Annotated in this window: 13 protein-coding genes; 12 read left to right on the top strand and 1 reads right to left on the bottom strand. The window is 72.1% G+C overall.

The window, feature by feature from the left end; genetic code table 11:
- Nucleotides 1-65 precede the first annotated feature (65 nt).
- The 12 genes from ACZ41I_RS28515 to ACZ41I_RS28460 all read left to right on the top strand — a co-directional run bounded on the left by ACZ41I_RS28515 (nucleotide 66) and on the right by ACZ41I_RS28460 (nucleotide 14,757).
- A complete protein-coding gene (locus ACZ41I_RS28515) occupies nucleotides 66-986 on the top strand; it encodes an EamA family transporter (protein WP_468515421.1) in 921 nt (306 codons plus the stop codon).
- A 443-nt stretch (nucleotides 987-1,429) separates the two neighbouring features.
- Nucleotides 1,430-1,675 (top strand): hypothetical protein, encoded by a 246-nt coding sequence (locus ACZ41I_RS28510; RefSeq protein WP_363213804.1) that lies wholly within the window; start codon nucleotides 1,430-1,432, stop codon nucleotides 1,673-1,675.
- Between the two features lie 536 nt (nucleotides 1,676-2,211).
- Nucleotides 2,212-3,384 (top strand): eCIS core domain-containing protein, encoded by a 1,173-nt coding sequence (locus ACZ41I_RS28505; RefSeq protein WP_468515486.1) that lies wholly within the window; start codon nucleotides 2,212-2,214, stop codon nucleotides 3,382-3,384.
- Between the two features lie 66 nt (nucleotides 3,385-3,450).
- On the top strand, nucleotides 3,451-4,245 hold the full coding sequence (locus tag ACZ41I_RS28500) for a TIGR03084 family metal-binding protein (RefSeq protein ID WP_468515420.1): 795 nt from the start codon (nucleotides 3,451-3,453) through the stop codon (nucleotides 4,243-4,245).
- Nucleotides 4,242-5,918: an acyclic terpene utilization AtuA family protein gene (locus ACZ41I_RS28495; protein ID WP_468515419.1), complete on the top strand. Its 1,677-nt coding sequence runs from the start codon at nucleotides 4,242-4,244 to the stop codon at nucleotides 5,916-5,918. Before ACZ41I_RS28500 ends, ACZ41I_RS28495 begins: the two co-directional genes overlap by 4 nt.
- Nucleotides 5,915-7,513, top strand: a complete 1,599-nt coding sequence (locus ACZ41I_RS28490; RefSeq protein ID WP_363213807.1) for an acyl-CoA carboxylase subunit beta — start codon at nucleotides 5,915-5,917, stop codon at nucleotides 7,511-7,513. Before ACZ41I_RS28495 ends, ACZ41I_RS28490 begins: the two co-directional genes overlap by 4 nt.
- An 8-nt stretch (nucleotides 7,514-7,521) precedes the next feature.
- Nucleotides 7,522-9,366, top strand: a complete 1,845-nt coding sequence (locus ACZ41I_RS28485; protein ID WP_468515418.1) for an acetyl/propionyl/methylcrotonyl-CoA carboxylase subunit alpha — start codon at nucleotides 7,522-7,524, stop codon at nucleotides 9,364-9,366.
- 7 nt (nucleotides 9,367-9,373) lie between these two features.
- On the top strand, nucleotides 9,374-10,534 hold the full coding sequence (locus tag ACZ41I_RS28480) for an acyl-CoA dehydrogenase family protein (RefSeq protein WP_468515417.1): 1,161 nt from the start codon (nucleotides 9,374-9,376) through the stop codon (nucleotides 10,532-10,534).
- A gap of 24 nt (nucleotides 10,535-10,558) precedes the next feature.
- Complete coding sequence (locus ACZ41I_RS28475) at nucleotides 10,559-12,130, top strand: 4-coumarate--CoA ligase family protein (RefSeq protein WP_468515416.1); 1,572 nt, start codon at nucleotides 10,559-10,561, stop codon at nucleotides 12,128-12,130.
- Nucleotides 12,127-12,861: an enoyl-CoA hydratase family protein gene (locus tag ACZ41I_RS28470; RefSeq protein ID WP_399776213.1), complete on the top strand. Its 735-nt coding sequence runs from the start codon at nucleotides 12,127-12,129 to the stop codon at nucleotides 12,859-12,861. Before ACZ41I_RS28475 ends, ACZ41I_RS28470 begins: the two co-directional genes overlap by 4 nt.
- Before the next feature lie 4 nt (nucleotides 12,862-12,865).
- Nucleotides 12,866-13,465, top strand: a complete 600-nt coding sequence (locus ACZ41I_RS28465) for a TetR/AcrR family transcriptional regulator (protein ID WP_399776211.1) — start codon at nucleotides 12,866-12,868, stop codon at nucleotides 13,463-13,465.
- Nucleotides 13,466-13,722: 257 nt separating this feature from the next.
- Nucleotides 13,723-14,757, top strand: coding sequence for an isopenicillin N synthase family dioxygenase (locus ACZ41I_RS28460; protein WP_468320460.1), 1,035 nt, complete (start codon nucleotides 13,723-13,725; stop codon nucleotides 14,755-14,757).
- Nucleotides 14,758-14,851: 94 nt separating this feature from the next.
- Here the strand turns inward: ACZ41I_RS28460 and ACZ41I_RS28455 are convergent, their stop codons facing one another.
- Complete coding sequence (locus tag ACZ41I_RS28455) at nucleotides 14,852-15,952, bottom strand: citrate synthase 2 (protein WP_399776207.1); 1,101 nt, start codon at nucleotides 15,950-15,952, stop codon at nucleotides 14,852-14,854.
- Nucleotides 15,953-16,060 lie beyond the last annotated feature (108 nt).

Below are 16,060 nucleotides of genomic sequence, written 5' to 3'. Positions count from 1 at the left end.
GTCCATTACCCTGGACCTGGTAGTACATCGCGATGAACGAACTCGATCAAGCACCAGGACCGCCCGTGACCGCCACCTCCAGCACCACCACGCAGACCCCGGTCACCCCTGTCCCGGGACCGCGCCGCTTCGGCTCGCTCGGCCCGGTCGGACTGGTCCTGTCCGGCGGCATCTCCGTCCAGTTCGGCGGCGCCCTCGCAGTGACGCTGATGCCGCGGGCCGGCGCACTCGGTGTCGTCACCCTCCGCCTTCTCGCGGCGGCCGTCGTCCTCCTCCTGGTCTGCCGCCCCCGGCTGCGCGGCCACTCGCGCAACGACTGGGGCACGGTGACCGCGTTCGGTATCACCATGGGCGCGATGAACGGCCTCTTCTACGAGGCGGTGGCCCGCATTCCGCTGGGTCCGGCGGTCACCCTGGAGGTCCTGGGCCCCCTGGCCCTCTCGGTCCTGGCCTCCCGCCGCGCGATCAACGCGCTGTGGGCGGGACTGGCGCTGCTCGGCGTCTTCCTGCTGGGCGGCGGAGGCTTCGGCAATCTCGACCCCATAGGTGTCGCATTCGCCCTGGGCGCCGGCGCCATGTGGGCCCTCTACATCCTCTTCAGCGCCCGTACGGGCCGCCGCTTCCCCCAGGCGGACGGCCTGGCCCTGGCCATGGCGATCGCTGCCCTCCTCTTCCTCCCGATCGGCCTGGCCTCGGCCGGCACCCGCCTCCTGAACCCCACCACCGTCGCCCTCGGCTCCGCAGTGGCCCTGCTCTCCTCGGTCCTCCCCTACACCCTCGAACTCCTGGCCCTGCGCCGCCTGCACGCCTCCACCTTCGCGATCCTGATGAGCCTCGAACCGGCGCTCGCGGCAACAGCCGGCTTCCTCATCCTCGGCCAGTCCCTGTCCCTGCCGGAGGCAGGCGCCATCGCCCTGGTCATCGCAGCAAGCATCGGCGCGGTCCGCACCCAGGTGGGCACTGCACGTTCTTCACCTTCGCCGTAACCCTGCAAGGCGAAGACCCGCGAGCGGAGCCGACCGGCCTGCTGGCGGAAGGAGGGATACGGCGCGCACGCGGACGGTGTTCGGCGCCGGGTGAACTCCGGAGGACACCGCGGGCGGCCCGCGCGGTTCCGTGAACTCCAGCGCGCCGTTGCTCTCGCCGGGGCGCGGCCGACTGATCGTCGCCGTATGCCCGCATGACCCGCACTGCGTGCGGCAACCCCACTTGCCCCACGGCGAGTTCAGTTCACGCCTTCGGGTGCAGGCGAGCCGGCAGACGTGCCCGACGAAAGCCTCAACAACGCCGCTGACCAGGTTTTTTGCGTATCGCGGTCGACCGGGTCCGGGGTGTCCCCGGAAGCGGATTGTGATCCGTGCCCGGGGCCGCTCACCCGCTCGGATGCGCTCGACGGGCAACGGGTTGCGAGGGTGTGCATGGTGAGTTCATGAACACTACACCTCAGCTCAAGAAGGCCGTTTCCCGGATTCCGCGAGTCTTCGCGGTCAGTGCCGCCGTGGGCATCGCCTGTGCGGCGGGGGTGGCAACTGCCACATCCGCCGTGGCCGCGACGCCCGCCACGCACGTCGCCACGAAGGCCGCCCCAGCCTACGGCCACGGCGGCGGCGGCGGAGACGGAGAGCACTTCCAGTGCGGCAACGGCCTCCTCGACCTGCTCAACTTCTGCAACTGACGGACACACGGCGGTAGTTCCTGCCCGCCAACCGCACAACCGCACAACCGCACAACTGCACATGCAAGAAGTCCACCCATCCATCCACCCACCCCCAGGGCGGTCGGGAACAGGGGCAGGATCCCTCTTCCCGATCGCCCTGCCGACCACAACCCCACGCCCGCGCCCACGGTTTCGGCCGGGCGCGTCACCATGCTCAGCCGTCCGTGCGTTCCTGCACGACAAGGGGAACAGCTTTCCCTCATCCCCACCCACTTCGCCAACCCGCAGTCCTTCCGGGCCCGTTCGACGCCGAGTCTCCGGCGTCACCGGCCGATGCCGCCCGCCTGAACGGCTGCGCACGCTGCCCTCGCGCGCAGTGGACTCTGCCCCTGCGGACCTGGCGCCCACGGTGGTGCGGCCGGTAGTCAGGTCACGTCGAATCCTGCGTGGGGAGTAGGTCTGTGCGAGCAAAGGACACATCCAGGGAGCCCAAGCGCGAACGGCGGCGGGCGAAGGGAGGCCGGGCCTCCGAAGAGCCCGTGCTCTCCCCGCTCATGGGTCTGCAGGGCACCATCGGCAACGCGGCCGTGGTGCAGAGGCTCCGCGCGGCGGGGCACCACGCCGAGGAGGACGGGGAGCAGCGGGCCGCCGGCCACGAGCACGGTGAGGCCGGGGACCGATCCGCCGTGCAGCGGTCCGCGGTGCACGACGTCCTGCGCGGGCCGGGGCAGCCGCTCGACAACGCCACCCGCACCGACATGGAGGCCCGCCTCGGCGCCGACTTCTCCGACGTACGCATCCACAGCGGAGCCGCGGCGAGAGCCTCCGCCGCCGAGATCGGGGCCCGCGCCTACACCTCGGGCAGCCATGTGGTCATCGGCGCCGGTGGCGGCGACAAGCACACGCTCGCCCATGAGCTGACCCACGTCATCCAGCAGCGCACCGGCCCGGTCGCAGGCACCGACAACGGCGCCGGACTCAAGGTCTCCGACCCCTCCGACCGGTTCGAACGCGAGGCGGAGGCCAACGCGCGCCGGGCCATGTCCGCCGGTCCGCCCGTGCAGCGCGCCGCGCCGCCCGCCCCCGGGGAGCCGTCGCCCGCCCAGCCCGCGGTCCAGCGCGTGGTCGAGTCGGGAAACCGCCCCGCGATCACCCACCAGGACCCGAACGACGACTGGTTCGCCGACAACACCGCCCCGGCCCGCGCGGACGGCCTCGTCCTGAGCGGTCACGGCGGCTGGGAGAGGGTGGACGGCTACTTCCGGGTGCCCAGGGGGACGAGGGTGCACTTCTACACGGTGCACGGGCAGACCGTCCCGGACGATCTCGGCGGAGACGTGGAGCAGGGCAACAACCAGGGCGGCAGCGTGGAGCAGGGCCAACGGGCCGGCGCCGCACGCACGGTGGTGGGCGGCCGGAGCGTGTCCAACTACCGGATCTCCTATCCCGCCGGGCTCACCATCAGGGGCAATCCGGTGGTGGCCACGCCCGTCGCCGGTGGCTACGACGTCGAACTCGACCCGGGAACCCCGGGGGCCACCGTCATCCACGTGGCCACACTCACCGACCAACGGCTCGCCGGACACTCGATCGTGTTCGACGGCGACGTCCTGCTGAGCGACATCCTCCACGAGGACATGGGCGACGTGCACTTCGCGGCCTGCCGCTTCGTGGAGACCGGCCGCCCGGGCACCAGGAACCAGGGGGACGGTCTCTTCAACCCCTAGCGCCCGGCCCCTTATTTTCATGCAAGCGTGCTTGATTGTTTCTGGGGTCGCTGCCATGCTCCCCCCATGGCCGACCCCACGCCCGTCATCGACGACCTGCGCGCGGAGAGCGAGGTACTCGACCGGCTCATTGCCGAGTCGAGCCCCGAACAGTGGGCGCTCCCCACTCCCGCGCCCGGCTGGACCCTCGCCCACCAGATCGCCCACCTGGCCTGGACCGACCGCTCGGCGCTGCTGGCCGTCACCGACCCGGACGCCTTCCAGACGCTGGTCGAGAAGGCGCTCACCGCCCCCGGCTCGTTCGTGGACCAGGGCGCGGAGGACGGCGCCCGGCTGCCGCCCGCCGAGCTGCTGGCGCAGTGGCGGGCGGGCCGTGACGCGCTCGACCGGGCGCTGCGTGCCGCCCCACCCGGGGCCCGATTCCCCTGGTACGGCCCGCCCATGTCGGCCGCCTCTATGGCCACGGCCCGTCTTATGGAGACCTGGGCCCATGGACTGGACATCGCCGATGCGCTGGGTGTGGTCCGCCCACCCACCGATCGGCTCAGGCATGTGGTCCGACTCGGGGTGCGCACACGCGACTTCGCCCACACCGTCCACGGGCTCACTCCACCCACCGACGAGTTCCGCGTGGAACTCACGGCGCCCTCCGGCGAGGTGTGGGCACACGGCCCCGAAGACGCCCCGCAACGCGTCACCGGTCCCGCACTCGACTTCTGCCTCCTCGTCACCCAGCGTGCCCATCGCGCCGACCTTTCCCTGACCGCCGTCGGCCCGGACGCCGACCGCTGGCTGGACATCGCGCAGGCCTTCGCGGGCCCGCCCGGTACCGGCCGCCCGCCGAAGGGGGCACCGGCGTGACGGTGCTGCGCATCGGCAACTTCTCCGGCTTCTACGGCGATCGCGCAGGCGCCCTGCGCGAGATGCTCACCGGCGGCGAGGTGGACGTCCTCACCGGCGACTACCTCGCCGAACTCACCATGCTGATCCTCGCCCGCGACCGGCTGAAGGACCCCTCCGCCGGGTACGCCCGCACCTTCCTGCGCCAGCTGGAGGACTGTCTCGGCCTCGCCCGGGAACGCGGCGTCCGGATCGTCACCAACGCCGGCGGACTCAACCCGGCCGGACTCGCCGACGCGGTGCGGGAGCTGGCCGGCCGGCTCGGCATCCCGGCCGCCGTCGCGCACGTCGAGGGCGACGACCTCACCGCCCGTCACCCCGGCGCCCTCGCCGCCCACGCCTACCTCGGCGGCTTCGGCATCGCCGAGTGCCTGCGGGCCGGCGCGGACATCGTCGTCACCGGGCGCGTGACCGACGCGGCCCTCGTCACCGGGCCCGCCGCCGCCCACTTCGGCTGGCGGCCCGGCGCGTACGACCGGCTCGCGGGCGCCGTCGTCGCCGGGCACGTGCTGGAGTGCGGGACGCAGGCCACCGGCGGGAACTACGCGTTCTTCCGGGAGGCCGACATGCGGCGGCCCGGCTTCCCGCTCGCCGAGATCCACGCCGACGGCAGCAGTGTGGTCACCAAGCACCCCGGCACCGGAGGCCTGGTCGACGTCGGCACGGTCACCGCCCAGCTGCTGTACGAGACCGGGGGCGGCCGGTACGCCGGGCCCGATGTCACCGCCCGGCTGGACACCGTACGGCTGAGCCAGGACGGCCCGGACCGGGTGCGGATCGAGGGCGTGCGCGGGGAGGCGCCGCCGCCGACGCTCAAGGTCGGCCTCAACCGGCTCGGCGGCTTCCGCAACGAGGTCGTCTTCGTCCTCACCGGACTCGACATCGAGGCCAAGGCGGACCTGGTGCGCGAGCAGCTCACCGACGCGCTCGCCAAGGCGTCCCCGGACGAGCTCCGCTGGGAACTGGTCCGCACCGACCGGGCCGACGCCGACACCGAGGAGACCGCGAGCGCCCTGCTGCGGCTCGTCGTACGGGACGCGGACGAACGGGTCGTCGGGCGGGCGCTGAGCGGGGCCGCCGTGGAGCTGGCGCTCGCCAGCTACCCGGGCTTCCATGTGCTGTCCCCACCCGGAAAGGGCGACCCTTATGGGGTCTTCGAGGATGTGTACGTCCCCCATGGCGCCGTCGACCACAGGGCCGTCCTCCATGACGGCCGCCGTATCCCCGTGCCACCGCCCCAGGAGACGCGGGCCCTGGACGACGTACCCCCTCCGCCCCTGCCCGAGCCGCTGCCGGCCGGTCCGGCCCGGCGTGCGCCGCTCGGGCTGGTCGCCGGCGCCCGCAGCGGGGACAAGGGCGGCAACGCCAACGTCGGCGTGTGGGCCCGTAGCGAGGACGCCTGGCGGTGGCTCGCGCACGAGCTGACCGCCGAAAGGTTCCGGCAGCTGATCCCCGAGAGCCGGGGCCTGCCCGTCACCCGGCATGTGCTGCCCCGTCTGCGCGCCGTCAACTTCGTCGTCGAGGGCATCCTCGGCGCGGGCGTCGCCGCCCGGCACCGCTTCGACCCCCAGGCCAAGGCGCTCGGCGAATGGCTGCGCTCCCGCCACCTGGACATCCCGGAGGCCCTGCTGTGACCACCCTGACCTCGGCCCTGGACCCGGGCAGCCACGACCACCGGGCCAATCGCGAGGCCATGCTCGCCAAGCTCGCCGAACTCGACGCCGAGCACGCCAAGGCGCTCGCGGGCGGCGGCGAGAAGTATGTGCAAAGGCACCGCGAGCGCGGCAAGCTGCCGGCCCGCGAACGCATCGAGCTGCTGCTCGACCCCGACACCCCCTTCCTGGAGCTGTCCCCGCTCGCCGCCTGGGGAAGCGACTACACCGTGGGTGCCTCGCTCGTCACCGGCATCGGCGTGGTCGAGGGCGTGGAGTGCCTGATCACCGCCAACGACCCGACCGTACGCGGTGGCGCGAGCAACCCGTGGAGCCTGAAGAAGGCCCTGCGCGCCAACGACATCGCCCTCGCCAACCGGCTGCCCTGCATCAGCCTGGTGGAGTCGGGCGGTGCGGACCTGCCGTCGCAGAAGGAGATCTTCATCCCCGGCGGCGCGATCTTCCGCGACCTCACCCGGCTGTCGGCGGCCGGGATTCCGACGATCGCGGTCGTCTTCGGAAACTCCACCGCCGGGGGCGCCTACATCCCCGGCATGTCCGACCACGTGATCATGGTCAAGGAGCGGGCGAAGGTCTTCCTCGGCGGCCCTCCCTTGGTGAAGATGGCCACCGGCGAGGAGAGCGACGACGAGTCCCTGGGCGGCGCGGAGATGCACGCGCGCGTGTCCGGCCTCGCCGACTACTTCGCCGCCGACGAGCCGGACGCCCTGCGGCAGGCGCGGCGCGTGGTCGCCCGCCTCAACCACCGCAAGGCGTATCCGGACCCCGGCCCCGCCGAGCCGCCCAAGTACGACCCGGAAGAACTCCTCGGCATCGTCCCCGGCGACCTCAAGATCCCCTTCGATCCGCGCGAGGTCATCGCCCGGATCGTCGACGCCTCCGACTTCGACGAGTTCAAGCCGCTGTACGGGACCAGTCTGGTGACCGGCTGGGCGGCCCTGCACGGCTACCCGGTCGGAATCCTCGCCAACGCGCAGGGCGTCCTGTTCAGCGCGGAGTCCCAGAAGGCCGCCCAGTTCATCCAGCTCGCCAACCAGCGCGACATCCCGCTGCTCTTCCTGCACAACACCACCGGCTACATGGTCGGCAAGGAGTACGAGCAGGGCGGGATCGTCAAGCACGGCGCGATGATGATCAACGCGGTCAGCAACAGCAGGGTCCCGCACCTGTCCGTGCTCATGGGGGCGTCGTACGGCGCCGGGCACTACGGCATGTGCGGACGCGCCTACGACCCCCGTTTCCTGTTCGCCTGGCCCAGCGCCAAGTCCGCCGTCATGGGCCCGCAGCAGCTCGCCGGTGTGCTGTCGATCGTCGCCCGGCAGTCGGCGGCGGCGAAGGGGCGACCGTACGACGAGGACGCGGACGCCGCCCTGCGCGCCATGGTGGAGCAGCAGATCGAGTCCGAGTCGCTGCCGATGTTCCTGTCCGGGCGGCTGTACGACGACGGCGTCATCGACCCGCGCGACACCCGCACCGTCCTCGGCCTGTGCCTGTCCGCCGTCCACACCGCCCCCTACGAGGGCGCGCGCGGCGGCTTCGGCGTCTTCCGGATGTGAGGGACCACGTGATTGCCACTCTGCTCGTCGCCAACCGGGGCGAGATCGCCTGCCGGATCTTCCGCACCTGCCGAGAGCGGGGCATCCGGACGGTCGCCGTGCACTCCGACGCCGACGAGAACGCGCTCCACACGCGCGTGGCCGACACGGCGGTACGGCTGCCGGGCGAGGCGCCCGCCGAGACGTATCTGCGCGGCGACCTGGTCGTGAAGGCGGCCCTGGCCGCCGGCGCGGACGCCGTGCACCCCGGCTACGGCTTCCTCTCCGAGAACCCCGATTTCGCCCGCGCCGTCCTCGACGCCGGTCTGACCTGGATCGGCCCGCCCCCGGAGGCGATCGAGGCGATGGCGTCCAAGACCCGCGCGAAGAAGCTGATGGGGCTCGCGCCCCTGACCGAGGTGGGCGAGTCGGATCTGCCGGTACTGGTGAAGGCGGCCGCCGGCGGCGGGGGGCGCGGGATGCGCGTCGTGCGCCGCCTGGAGGAGCTGGACGCCGCACTGGAGGGCGCGCGCGCCGAGGCCGCGAGCGCCTTCGGTGACGGCGAGGTGTTCGTCGAGCCGTACGTCGAGAACGGCCGGCACGTCGAGGTGCAGGTGCTCGCCGACGCGCACGGCACGGTGTGGGCGCTGGGCACCCGCGACTGCTCCCTGCAGCGACGCCACCAGAAGGTGATCGAGGAGGCGCCGGCGACCGGGCTCTCGGCGGAGCTGGAGGACGAGCTGCGCACGCTGGCCGTACGCGCCGCCCGCGCCGTCGCGTACGTCGGCGCGGGCACGGTGGAGTTCCTGGTGGCCGACGGCAAGGCCCACTTCCTGGAGATGAACACCCGCCTCCAGGTCGAACACCCCGTCACGGAAGCGGTGTTCGGTCTCGACCTGGTCGCCGAACAGATCCGCATCGCGGAGGGCCACCCCCTCGCAGCCGACCCGCCACGCGCGCGTGGCCATGCCGTCGAGGCCCGCCTCTACGCCGAGGACCCGGCGAACGGCTGGGCCCCGCAGACCGGCACCCTGCACCGCCTGACGGTCCCCGGCGTCCGCCTCGACACCGGCTACGGCGACGGAGACGACATCGGCGTCCACTACGACCCCATGCTCGCGAAGGCCGTCGCACACGCCCCCACGCGCGCGGAGGCGATCCGCAGACTCGTGGGCGCACTGGAGCGCGCGGTGATCCACGGCCCGGTCACCAACCGGGACCTGCTGGTGCGCTCGCTGCGCCACCGGGAGTTCACGAGCGGCCGCATGGACACCGGCTTCTACGACCGCCACCTCGCCGGACTCACCGAGCCCGCCCCCGACCCGTACGCCCCGCTGGCCGCCGCCCTCGCCGACGCCCACGGCCGCTCCCGCTTCGGCGGCTGGCGCAACGTGCCCTCACAGCCGCAGGTCAAGCGGTACGCGATGGCGGGGCAGGAGCACGAGGTCCGTTACCGGCACACCAGGCAGGGGCCGGCCGCGGACGGGGTGCGGGTCGTGCACACCGCGGACGACCTGGTCGTCCTCGAAGCCGACGGTGTGCGGCGCCGGTTCCAGGTGTCCGCCTACGGCGACGAGGTGTACGTCGACTCCACCCGCCTGACCGCCCTGCCCCGCTTCCCCGACCCCGCCGCCCAGCTCGCCCCGGGCTCCCTCCTGGCCCCCATGCCGGGCACGGTCGTACGCATCGCCGAGGGCCTGACGGAAGGGGCAACGGTTCAGGCCGGTCAAGGCCTCTTCTGGCTGGAGGCGATGAAGATGCAGCACCAGATCTCGACGCCGGTCACAGGAACGCTGACCGCCCTGCACGCCAAGACCGGCCAGCAGGTGGAACCAGGAATGTTGCTCGCCGTGGTGCAGGAAACCTCTTCTTAGGAGCCCCATGTCTCCCGTCATCGAAACCGAAGAGCACCAAGCCCTCCGCGCGGCGGTGGCCGCCCTCGGCAAACGCTACGGCCGTGACTACCTCGTCCAGACCGTCGCCGCGGGAAAGCCCCTGACCGAACTCTGGGCCGACGCCGGAAAGCTCGGCTACCTCGGCGTCAACCTGCCGGAGGCGTACGGCGGCGGAGGCGGCGGCATAACCGAACTCTCCATCGTCCTCGAAGAGCTGGGCGCCGCTGGCTCACCCCTGCTCATGCTGGTGGTCTCGCCGGCCATCTGCGGCACAGTGATCGCCCGCTTCGGCACAGAGGAACAAAAGCGCACGTGGCTCCCCGGACTGGCCGACGGCACCCGCCTCATGGCCTTCGGCATCACCGAACCCGACGCCGGCTCCAACAGCCACCGCATCACCACCACGGCCCGCCGCGACGGCACCGACTGGCTGCTCACCGGCCGCAAGGTCTTCATCTCCGGTGTCGACATGGCAGACGCCGTCCTCATCGTCGGCCGCACCGAAGACGCCCGCACCGGACACCTCAAACCCTGCCTGTTCATCGTCCCGACGGACACCGAGGGCTTCCAGAAACGCCCGATCGACATGGAACTCGGCGCCGCGGAGAAGCAGTTCGAGCTGATCCTGGACGACGTACGGCTCCCGGCGGACGCGCTCGTCGGCGACCAGGACGCCGGCCTGCTGCAGCTGTTCGCCGGGCTGAACCCCGAGCGCATCATGACGGCCGCCTTCGCGATCGGCATGGGCCGGTACGCGCTCGCCGAAGCCGTCGAGTACGCCCGCGACCGCACCGTCTGGAAGACGCCCATCGGCGCCCACCAGGCCATCGCCCACCCCCTGGCGCAGGCGCACATCGACCTGGAACTGGCCCGGCTGATGATGCAGAAGGCGGCCCACCTCTACGACACCGGCGACGACCTCGGCGCGGGCGAGGCGGCCAACATGGCCAAGTACGCGGCCGGGGAGGCCTGCGTGAAGGCCGTCGACCAGGCCGTGCACACCCTCGGCGGCAACGGGCTCACGCGGGAATTCGGGCTCGCCTCATTGATAACGGCCGCGCGCGTGGCTCGTATTGCTCCGGTGAGCCGGGAGATGATTCTCAACTACGTCTCCCACCAGACCCTGGGCCTGCCCAAGTCGTACTGAGGGGCACCCGTGCGAGGAGGAACCGTGTTCCGCAGCGAGTACGCAGACGTTCCGCCCGTAGCGCTTCCCATCCACGACGCCGTCCTGGGGCACGCCGCCGGCTTCGGCGCACGCCCCGCACTCATCGACGGCACGGACGGCACCACCCTCACGTACGAGCAGGTGGACCGGTTCCACCGGCGCATCGCCGCCGCACTCGCCGACGCGGGTGTGCGCAAGGGCGACGTCCTCGCCCTGCACAGCCCCAACACCATCGTCTTCCCGACCGCCTTCTACGCCGCCACGCGCGCGGGTGCCTCCGTCACCACGGTGCACCCGCTCGCCACGCCCGAGGAGTTCGCCAAACAGCTCGGCGACAGCCGCGCCGGCTGGATCGTCACCGTCTCAGCCCTGCTGGAGACGGCCCGCCGCGCCGCCGAACTCGCGGGCGGCGTACGGGAGATCTTCGTCTGCGACAGCACACCCGGACACCGCTCGCTGATCGACATGCTCGCCACCACCGCCCCCGAACCGCACGTCACCATCGACCCGGACGAGGACATCGCCGCGCTGCCGTACTCCTCCGGCACCACCGGCATCCCCAAGGGCGTGATGCTCACCCACCGGCAGATAGCCACCAACCTCGCCCAGCTGGAGCCCGCCGTCCCGACCGGACCGGACGAGCGCATCCTCGCCGTGCTGCCGTTCTTCCACATCTACGGGCTCACCGCCCTGATGAACGCGCCCCTGCGAAAGGGCGCCACGGTCGTCGTCCTGCCCCGCTTCGACCTCGACACCTTCCTCTCCGCGATCGAGAAGCACCGCATCACCGGCCTGTACGTCGCCCCGCCGATCGTCCTCGCCCTCGCCAAGCACCCCGCGGTCACCCGCTACGACCTCTCCTCACTGAAGTACGTCATGAGCGCCGCCGCCCCGCTGGACGCCGCCCTCGCCCGCGCCTGCTCCGAGCGGCTCGGCCTGCCCCCGATCGGCCAGGCCTACGGCATGACGGAACTGTCCCCCGGCACCCACGTCGTCCCCCTCGAACGGCTGCACGACGCCCCCGCCGGCACCGTCGGCAGGCTCATCGCCGGCACCGAGATGCGCATCGTCTCCCTCGACGACCCCGACAAGGACCTCGGCACCGGCGAGGCCGGCGAGGTCCTCATCCGCGGTCCCCAGGTGATGAAGGGCTACCTCGGCCGCCCCGACGCCACCGCCGCGATGATCGACGCCGACGGCTGGCTGCACACCGGAGACGTCGGCCGGGTGGACGGGGACGGCTGGCTGTTCATCGTCGACCGCGTGAAGGAACTCATCAAGTACAAGGGCTTCCAGGTGGCCCCCGCCGAACTGGAGGCCCTGCTGCTCACCCACCCCGGCATCGCCGACGCCGCCGTCATCGGCTCCTGCAACGACGACGGCAACGAAGTCCCGCACGCCTTCGTCGTCCGCCGGGCGGAGGCCGCCGAGGAGCTGACGGAGAACGAGATCATGCTGTACGTCGCCGAACGCGTGGCACCCTACAAACGCATCCGCCAGGTCACCTTCATCGACACCGTCCCCCGCGCCGCCTCCGGCAAGATCCTGCGCCGGGAACTGAGGGAGCTGCCGTGACACCGATCAGCCGCACCCGCGCGCGTGCCGTCGAAACCCTCAGCCTCGACGCCACCGGCACCCGCAACGCCCTGTCCGCGGCCCTCGTCTCCGAACTCGCCGGCGCCCTCACCGACTGCGGCAAGGACCCCGACGTACGCGCCGTCGTCCTCACCCACACCGGCACCACCTTCTGCGCCGGCGCCGACCTGCGCGACCCGCCCCACCCGGACGCCCTGACCGGCCTCCTGCGCCAGATCCTCGACCTGCGCAAACCCGTCGTCGCCCGGGTCACCGGCCATGTCCGCGCGGGCGGCCTCGGCCTCCTGGCCGCCTGCGACATCGCCGCCGCCTCCACGGCGGCCACCTTCGCCTTCACCGAGGTCCGCATCGGCGTGGCCCCCGCGGTGATCTCCCTGCCGGTGATCCCGCGCGCCGACCCGCGCGCTCTGGCCCGCTACTACCTCACCGGCGAACGCTTCGACGCGCGCGAGGCCGTGCGCGTCGGGCTCGTCACGGTCACCGCCGACGACGTCGACGAAGCCCTCGCCCCGGTCCTCGACGGCATGCGCCGCTCCTCCCCCCAGGGCCTGGCCGAGACGAAATCGCTGCTCACGGCTAGGGTGCTGGAGACGTTCGACCGGGACGCGGCGGAACTGACCGCGCTCTCGGCCCGGCTGTTCTCCTCCGCCCAGGCCCGGGAGGGGATGACGGCCTTCCTGGAAAGACGGGATGCGGCATGGGTGGTGTGAGGACATGAGCACGACGGTCGAACGCGACCGCGTACCCAAGCAGGACCGCAGCCGGGCCACCCGGCAGCGGCTCCTGGAGGCCGCCGTGGCCTGCCTGGCCGAACACGGCTGGGCGGGCTCCACCGTCGCTGTCGTCGCCGAACGCGCCGGCGTCTCCCGCGGCGCCGCCCAGCACCACTTCCCGACCCGCGAGGACCTGTTCACGGCCGCCGTCGAGTACGTCGCCGAGGAACGCTCCACCGCCCTGAGGGCCCTCTTCCCGGCCGGCCCCGCCGACCGCCGTGCCGTGGTCTCCGCCCTGGTCGACCTCTACACCGGCCCCCTCTTCCGCGCCGCCCTGCACCTGTGGGTCGCCGCCTGCGACGAGGACCAGCTGCGCCCGCGGGTCACCGAGCTGGAGGCCCGCGTCGGCCGCGAGACCCACCGCATCGCCGTCGACCTCCTCGGCGCCGACGAGACCCGTCCCGGCGTCCGTGAGACCGTCCAGGGCCTGCTCGACATGGCCCGCGGTCTCGGCCTCGCCAACCTCCTCACCGACGACACCGCCCGCCGGGAACGGGTCGTCGCCCAATGGGCCGACCTGCTGGACCAGGCCCTGGGCTGAGCGGGTGCGCGGTGCCGGAGCCGGTGCCGAGCCCGTGAAGTGGGCCACACCCGTATCCGGCAAGGGGCAGTACCCTTGCCGCATGCTTCCGATGCTCGTTCGCCGTCGCCACGTGGACTACGTGCGCGTCACGAGCATGGGCTGTCGCCGTTCGGCCTGATTCAGCCCCTTTCTTCCCCACTTTTTTACGGCATCCTGGGCGCCGCCCCTACCCTCGGCGGCCTGCCCGTGGCCCACACACCCCTGTGGACGCACTCATGACGACGCACACCGCGACGACGACCTCGTCGTACCACCAGCTCCCCGTGATCGACCTGTCGGCCGCCGACCGCGGCCCCCAGGCGCGCGCACTGCTCCACGCCCAACTGCACAGCGCCGCGCACGACGTCGGCTTCTTCCAGCTCGTCGGACACGGCGTGACCCCGGCCGAGACCGACGCGCTGCACACCGCCATGCGCGCCTTCTTCGCCCTCCCCGAGGCCGACCGCCTCGCCCTCGACAACATCAACTCGCCCCATTTCCGCGGCTACACCCGCACCGGCGACGAACGCACCGCCGGCGCCCGCGACTGGCGCGACCAGCTGGACATCGGCGCCGAACGGCCCGCCCGCGTCCCCGCCCCCGGCGAGCCCCCGTACTGGTGGCTGCAGGGCCCCAACCAGTGGCCCGCCGCCCTCCCCGAACTCCGCACGGCGGCCCTCGCCTGGATCGACAGGCTGAGCGGAGTCGCCCACCGCCTCCTGCACGAGCTCCTGACGGCCATCGGCGCCCCGGCCGACTTCTACGACCCGGTCTTCGGCGACCACGCCCACCCGCACCTCAAGCTCGTCCGCTACCCCGGCAGCGCGGGCGACGGCACCGACCAGGGCGTGGGCGCCCACAAGGACTACGGCTTCCTGACCCTGCTCCTGCAGGACACGGTCGGCGGCCTCCAAGTCCAGCGCGAGGACGGCCACTTCCACGACGTCCCGCCCATCGCCGGCGCCTTCGTCGTCAACCTCGGCGAACTCCTGGAGGTCGCCACCAACGGCTACCTCCTCGCCACCAACCACCGCGTGGTCAGCCCGCCCGGAGCGACGGAACGCTTCTCGGTCCCGTTCTTCTACAACCCCCGCCTGGACGCCAGGGTCGAGCCCCTGCCCTTCCCGCACGCGTCGAAGGCCCCGGGCATCACCACGGACCCGACGAACCCCTTGTACGCCGAGTACGGCTACAACGAACTCAAGGGCAAACTCAGGGCCCACCCGCTGGTGGCGGAGAAGCACCATGCGGAGTTGCTGGCGCCTGCGTGAAAAGCGCGCCGAAGAGGCGCTTTTCAGGGGCGCGGGGAACTGCGCGACCAGCCACAACCGGCCGGCAGTCGCCCACGCGCCCCGACCGTCCTTCTCAGTGGGCGATCGCTCCGTACCCCTCGATGTCCTCGGGCCTGCGCGGCCCCGGCCCCACATACCGAGCAGAAGGCCGCACCAGACGACCGGTCCGCTTCTGCTCCAGAATGTGCGCCGACCACCCGGCGGTCCTCGCACACGTGAACATCGACGTGAACATGTGCGCCGGAACTTCGGCGAAGTCCAGCATGATCGCCGCCCAGAACTCCACGTTGGTGGCCAGCACCCGGTCCGGCCGACGGTTGTGCAGCTCCTCCAGCGCGGCCTTCTCCAACGCCTCAGCGATCTCGAACCGAGGAGCACCCAGCTCCCGCGCCGTACGCCGCAGCACCCGCGCCCGCGGATCCTCCGCCCGGTACACCCGGTGCCCGAACCCCATCAGCCGCTCACCCCGGTCCAGGGCCTGCCTGACGTACGCCTCCGCGTCGCCCGTCCGCTCGATCTCCTCGATCATCCCGAGCACCCGCGACGGCGCACCCCCGTGCAGCGGCCCGGACATCGCCCCCACCGCCCCCGACAGCGCCGCAGCGACATCCGCACCCGTCGACGCGATGACCCGCGCCGTGAACGTCGACGCGTTCATGCCGTGCTCCGCGGCGGACGTCCAGTACGCGTCCACGGCCGCGACATGCTTGGGATCCGGCTCACCCCGCCAGCGGATCATGAACCGCTCCACGACCGACTTCGCCTTGTCGATCTCCCGCTGCGGCACCATCGGCAGCGTCTGTCCCCGCGCGGACTGGGCGACGTACGACAGCGCCATGACGGCGGCCCGCGCCAGGTCCTCCCGTGCCTGCCGCTCGTCGATGTCGAGCAGCGGCTTCAGCCCCCACACCGGCGCCAGCATCGCGAGCGCCGACTGCACGTCCACCCGGATGTCCCCGGAGTGCACCGGGATCGGGAACGGCTCGGCGGGCGGCAGACCGGGGTTGAAGGCGCCGTCGACCAGCAGCCCCCACACGTTCCCGAACGAGACGTGCCCGACCAGGTCCTCGATGTCGACGCCCCGGTAGCGCAGGGCGCCGCCCTCCTTGTCCGGCTCGGCGATCTCCGTCTCGAACGCGACGACTCCCTCGAGTCCGGGTACGAAATCGGACATCAGGCGGCTCCTCGTGATGTGGTCGGCGGCGGTCACCCCGGTGATGCCCCGATCGGCCGGTGGTCACCCAAACCGCAAGGGAACCAGCACGATAACCCCCAGTGTCGC

This window comes from Streptomyces sp. NPDC030799, from assembly GCF_055572255.1.
Note: the sequence above shows the minus strand (reverse complement) of the source record. Positions and strands in the feature narration are given on the sequence as shown.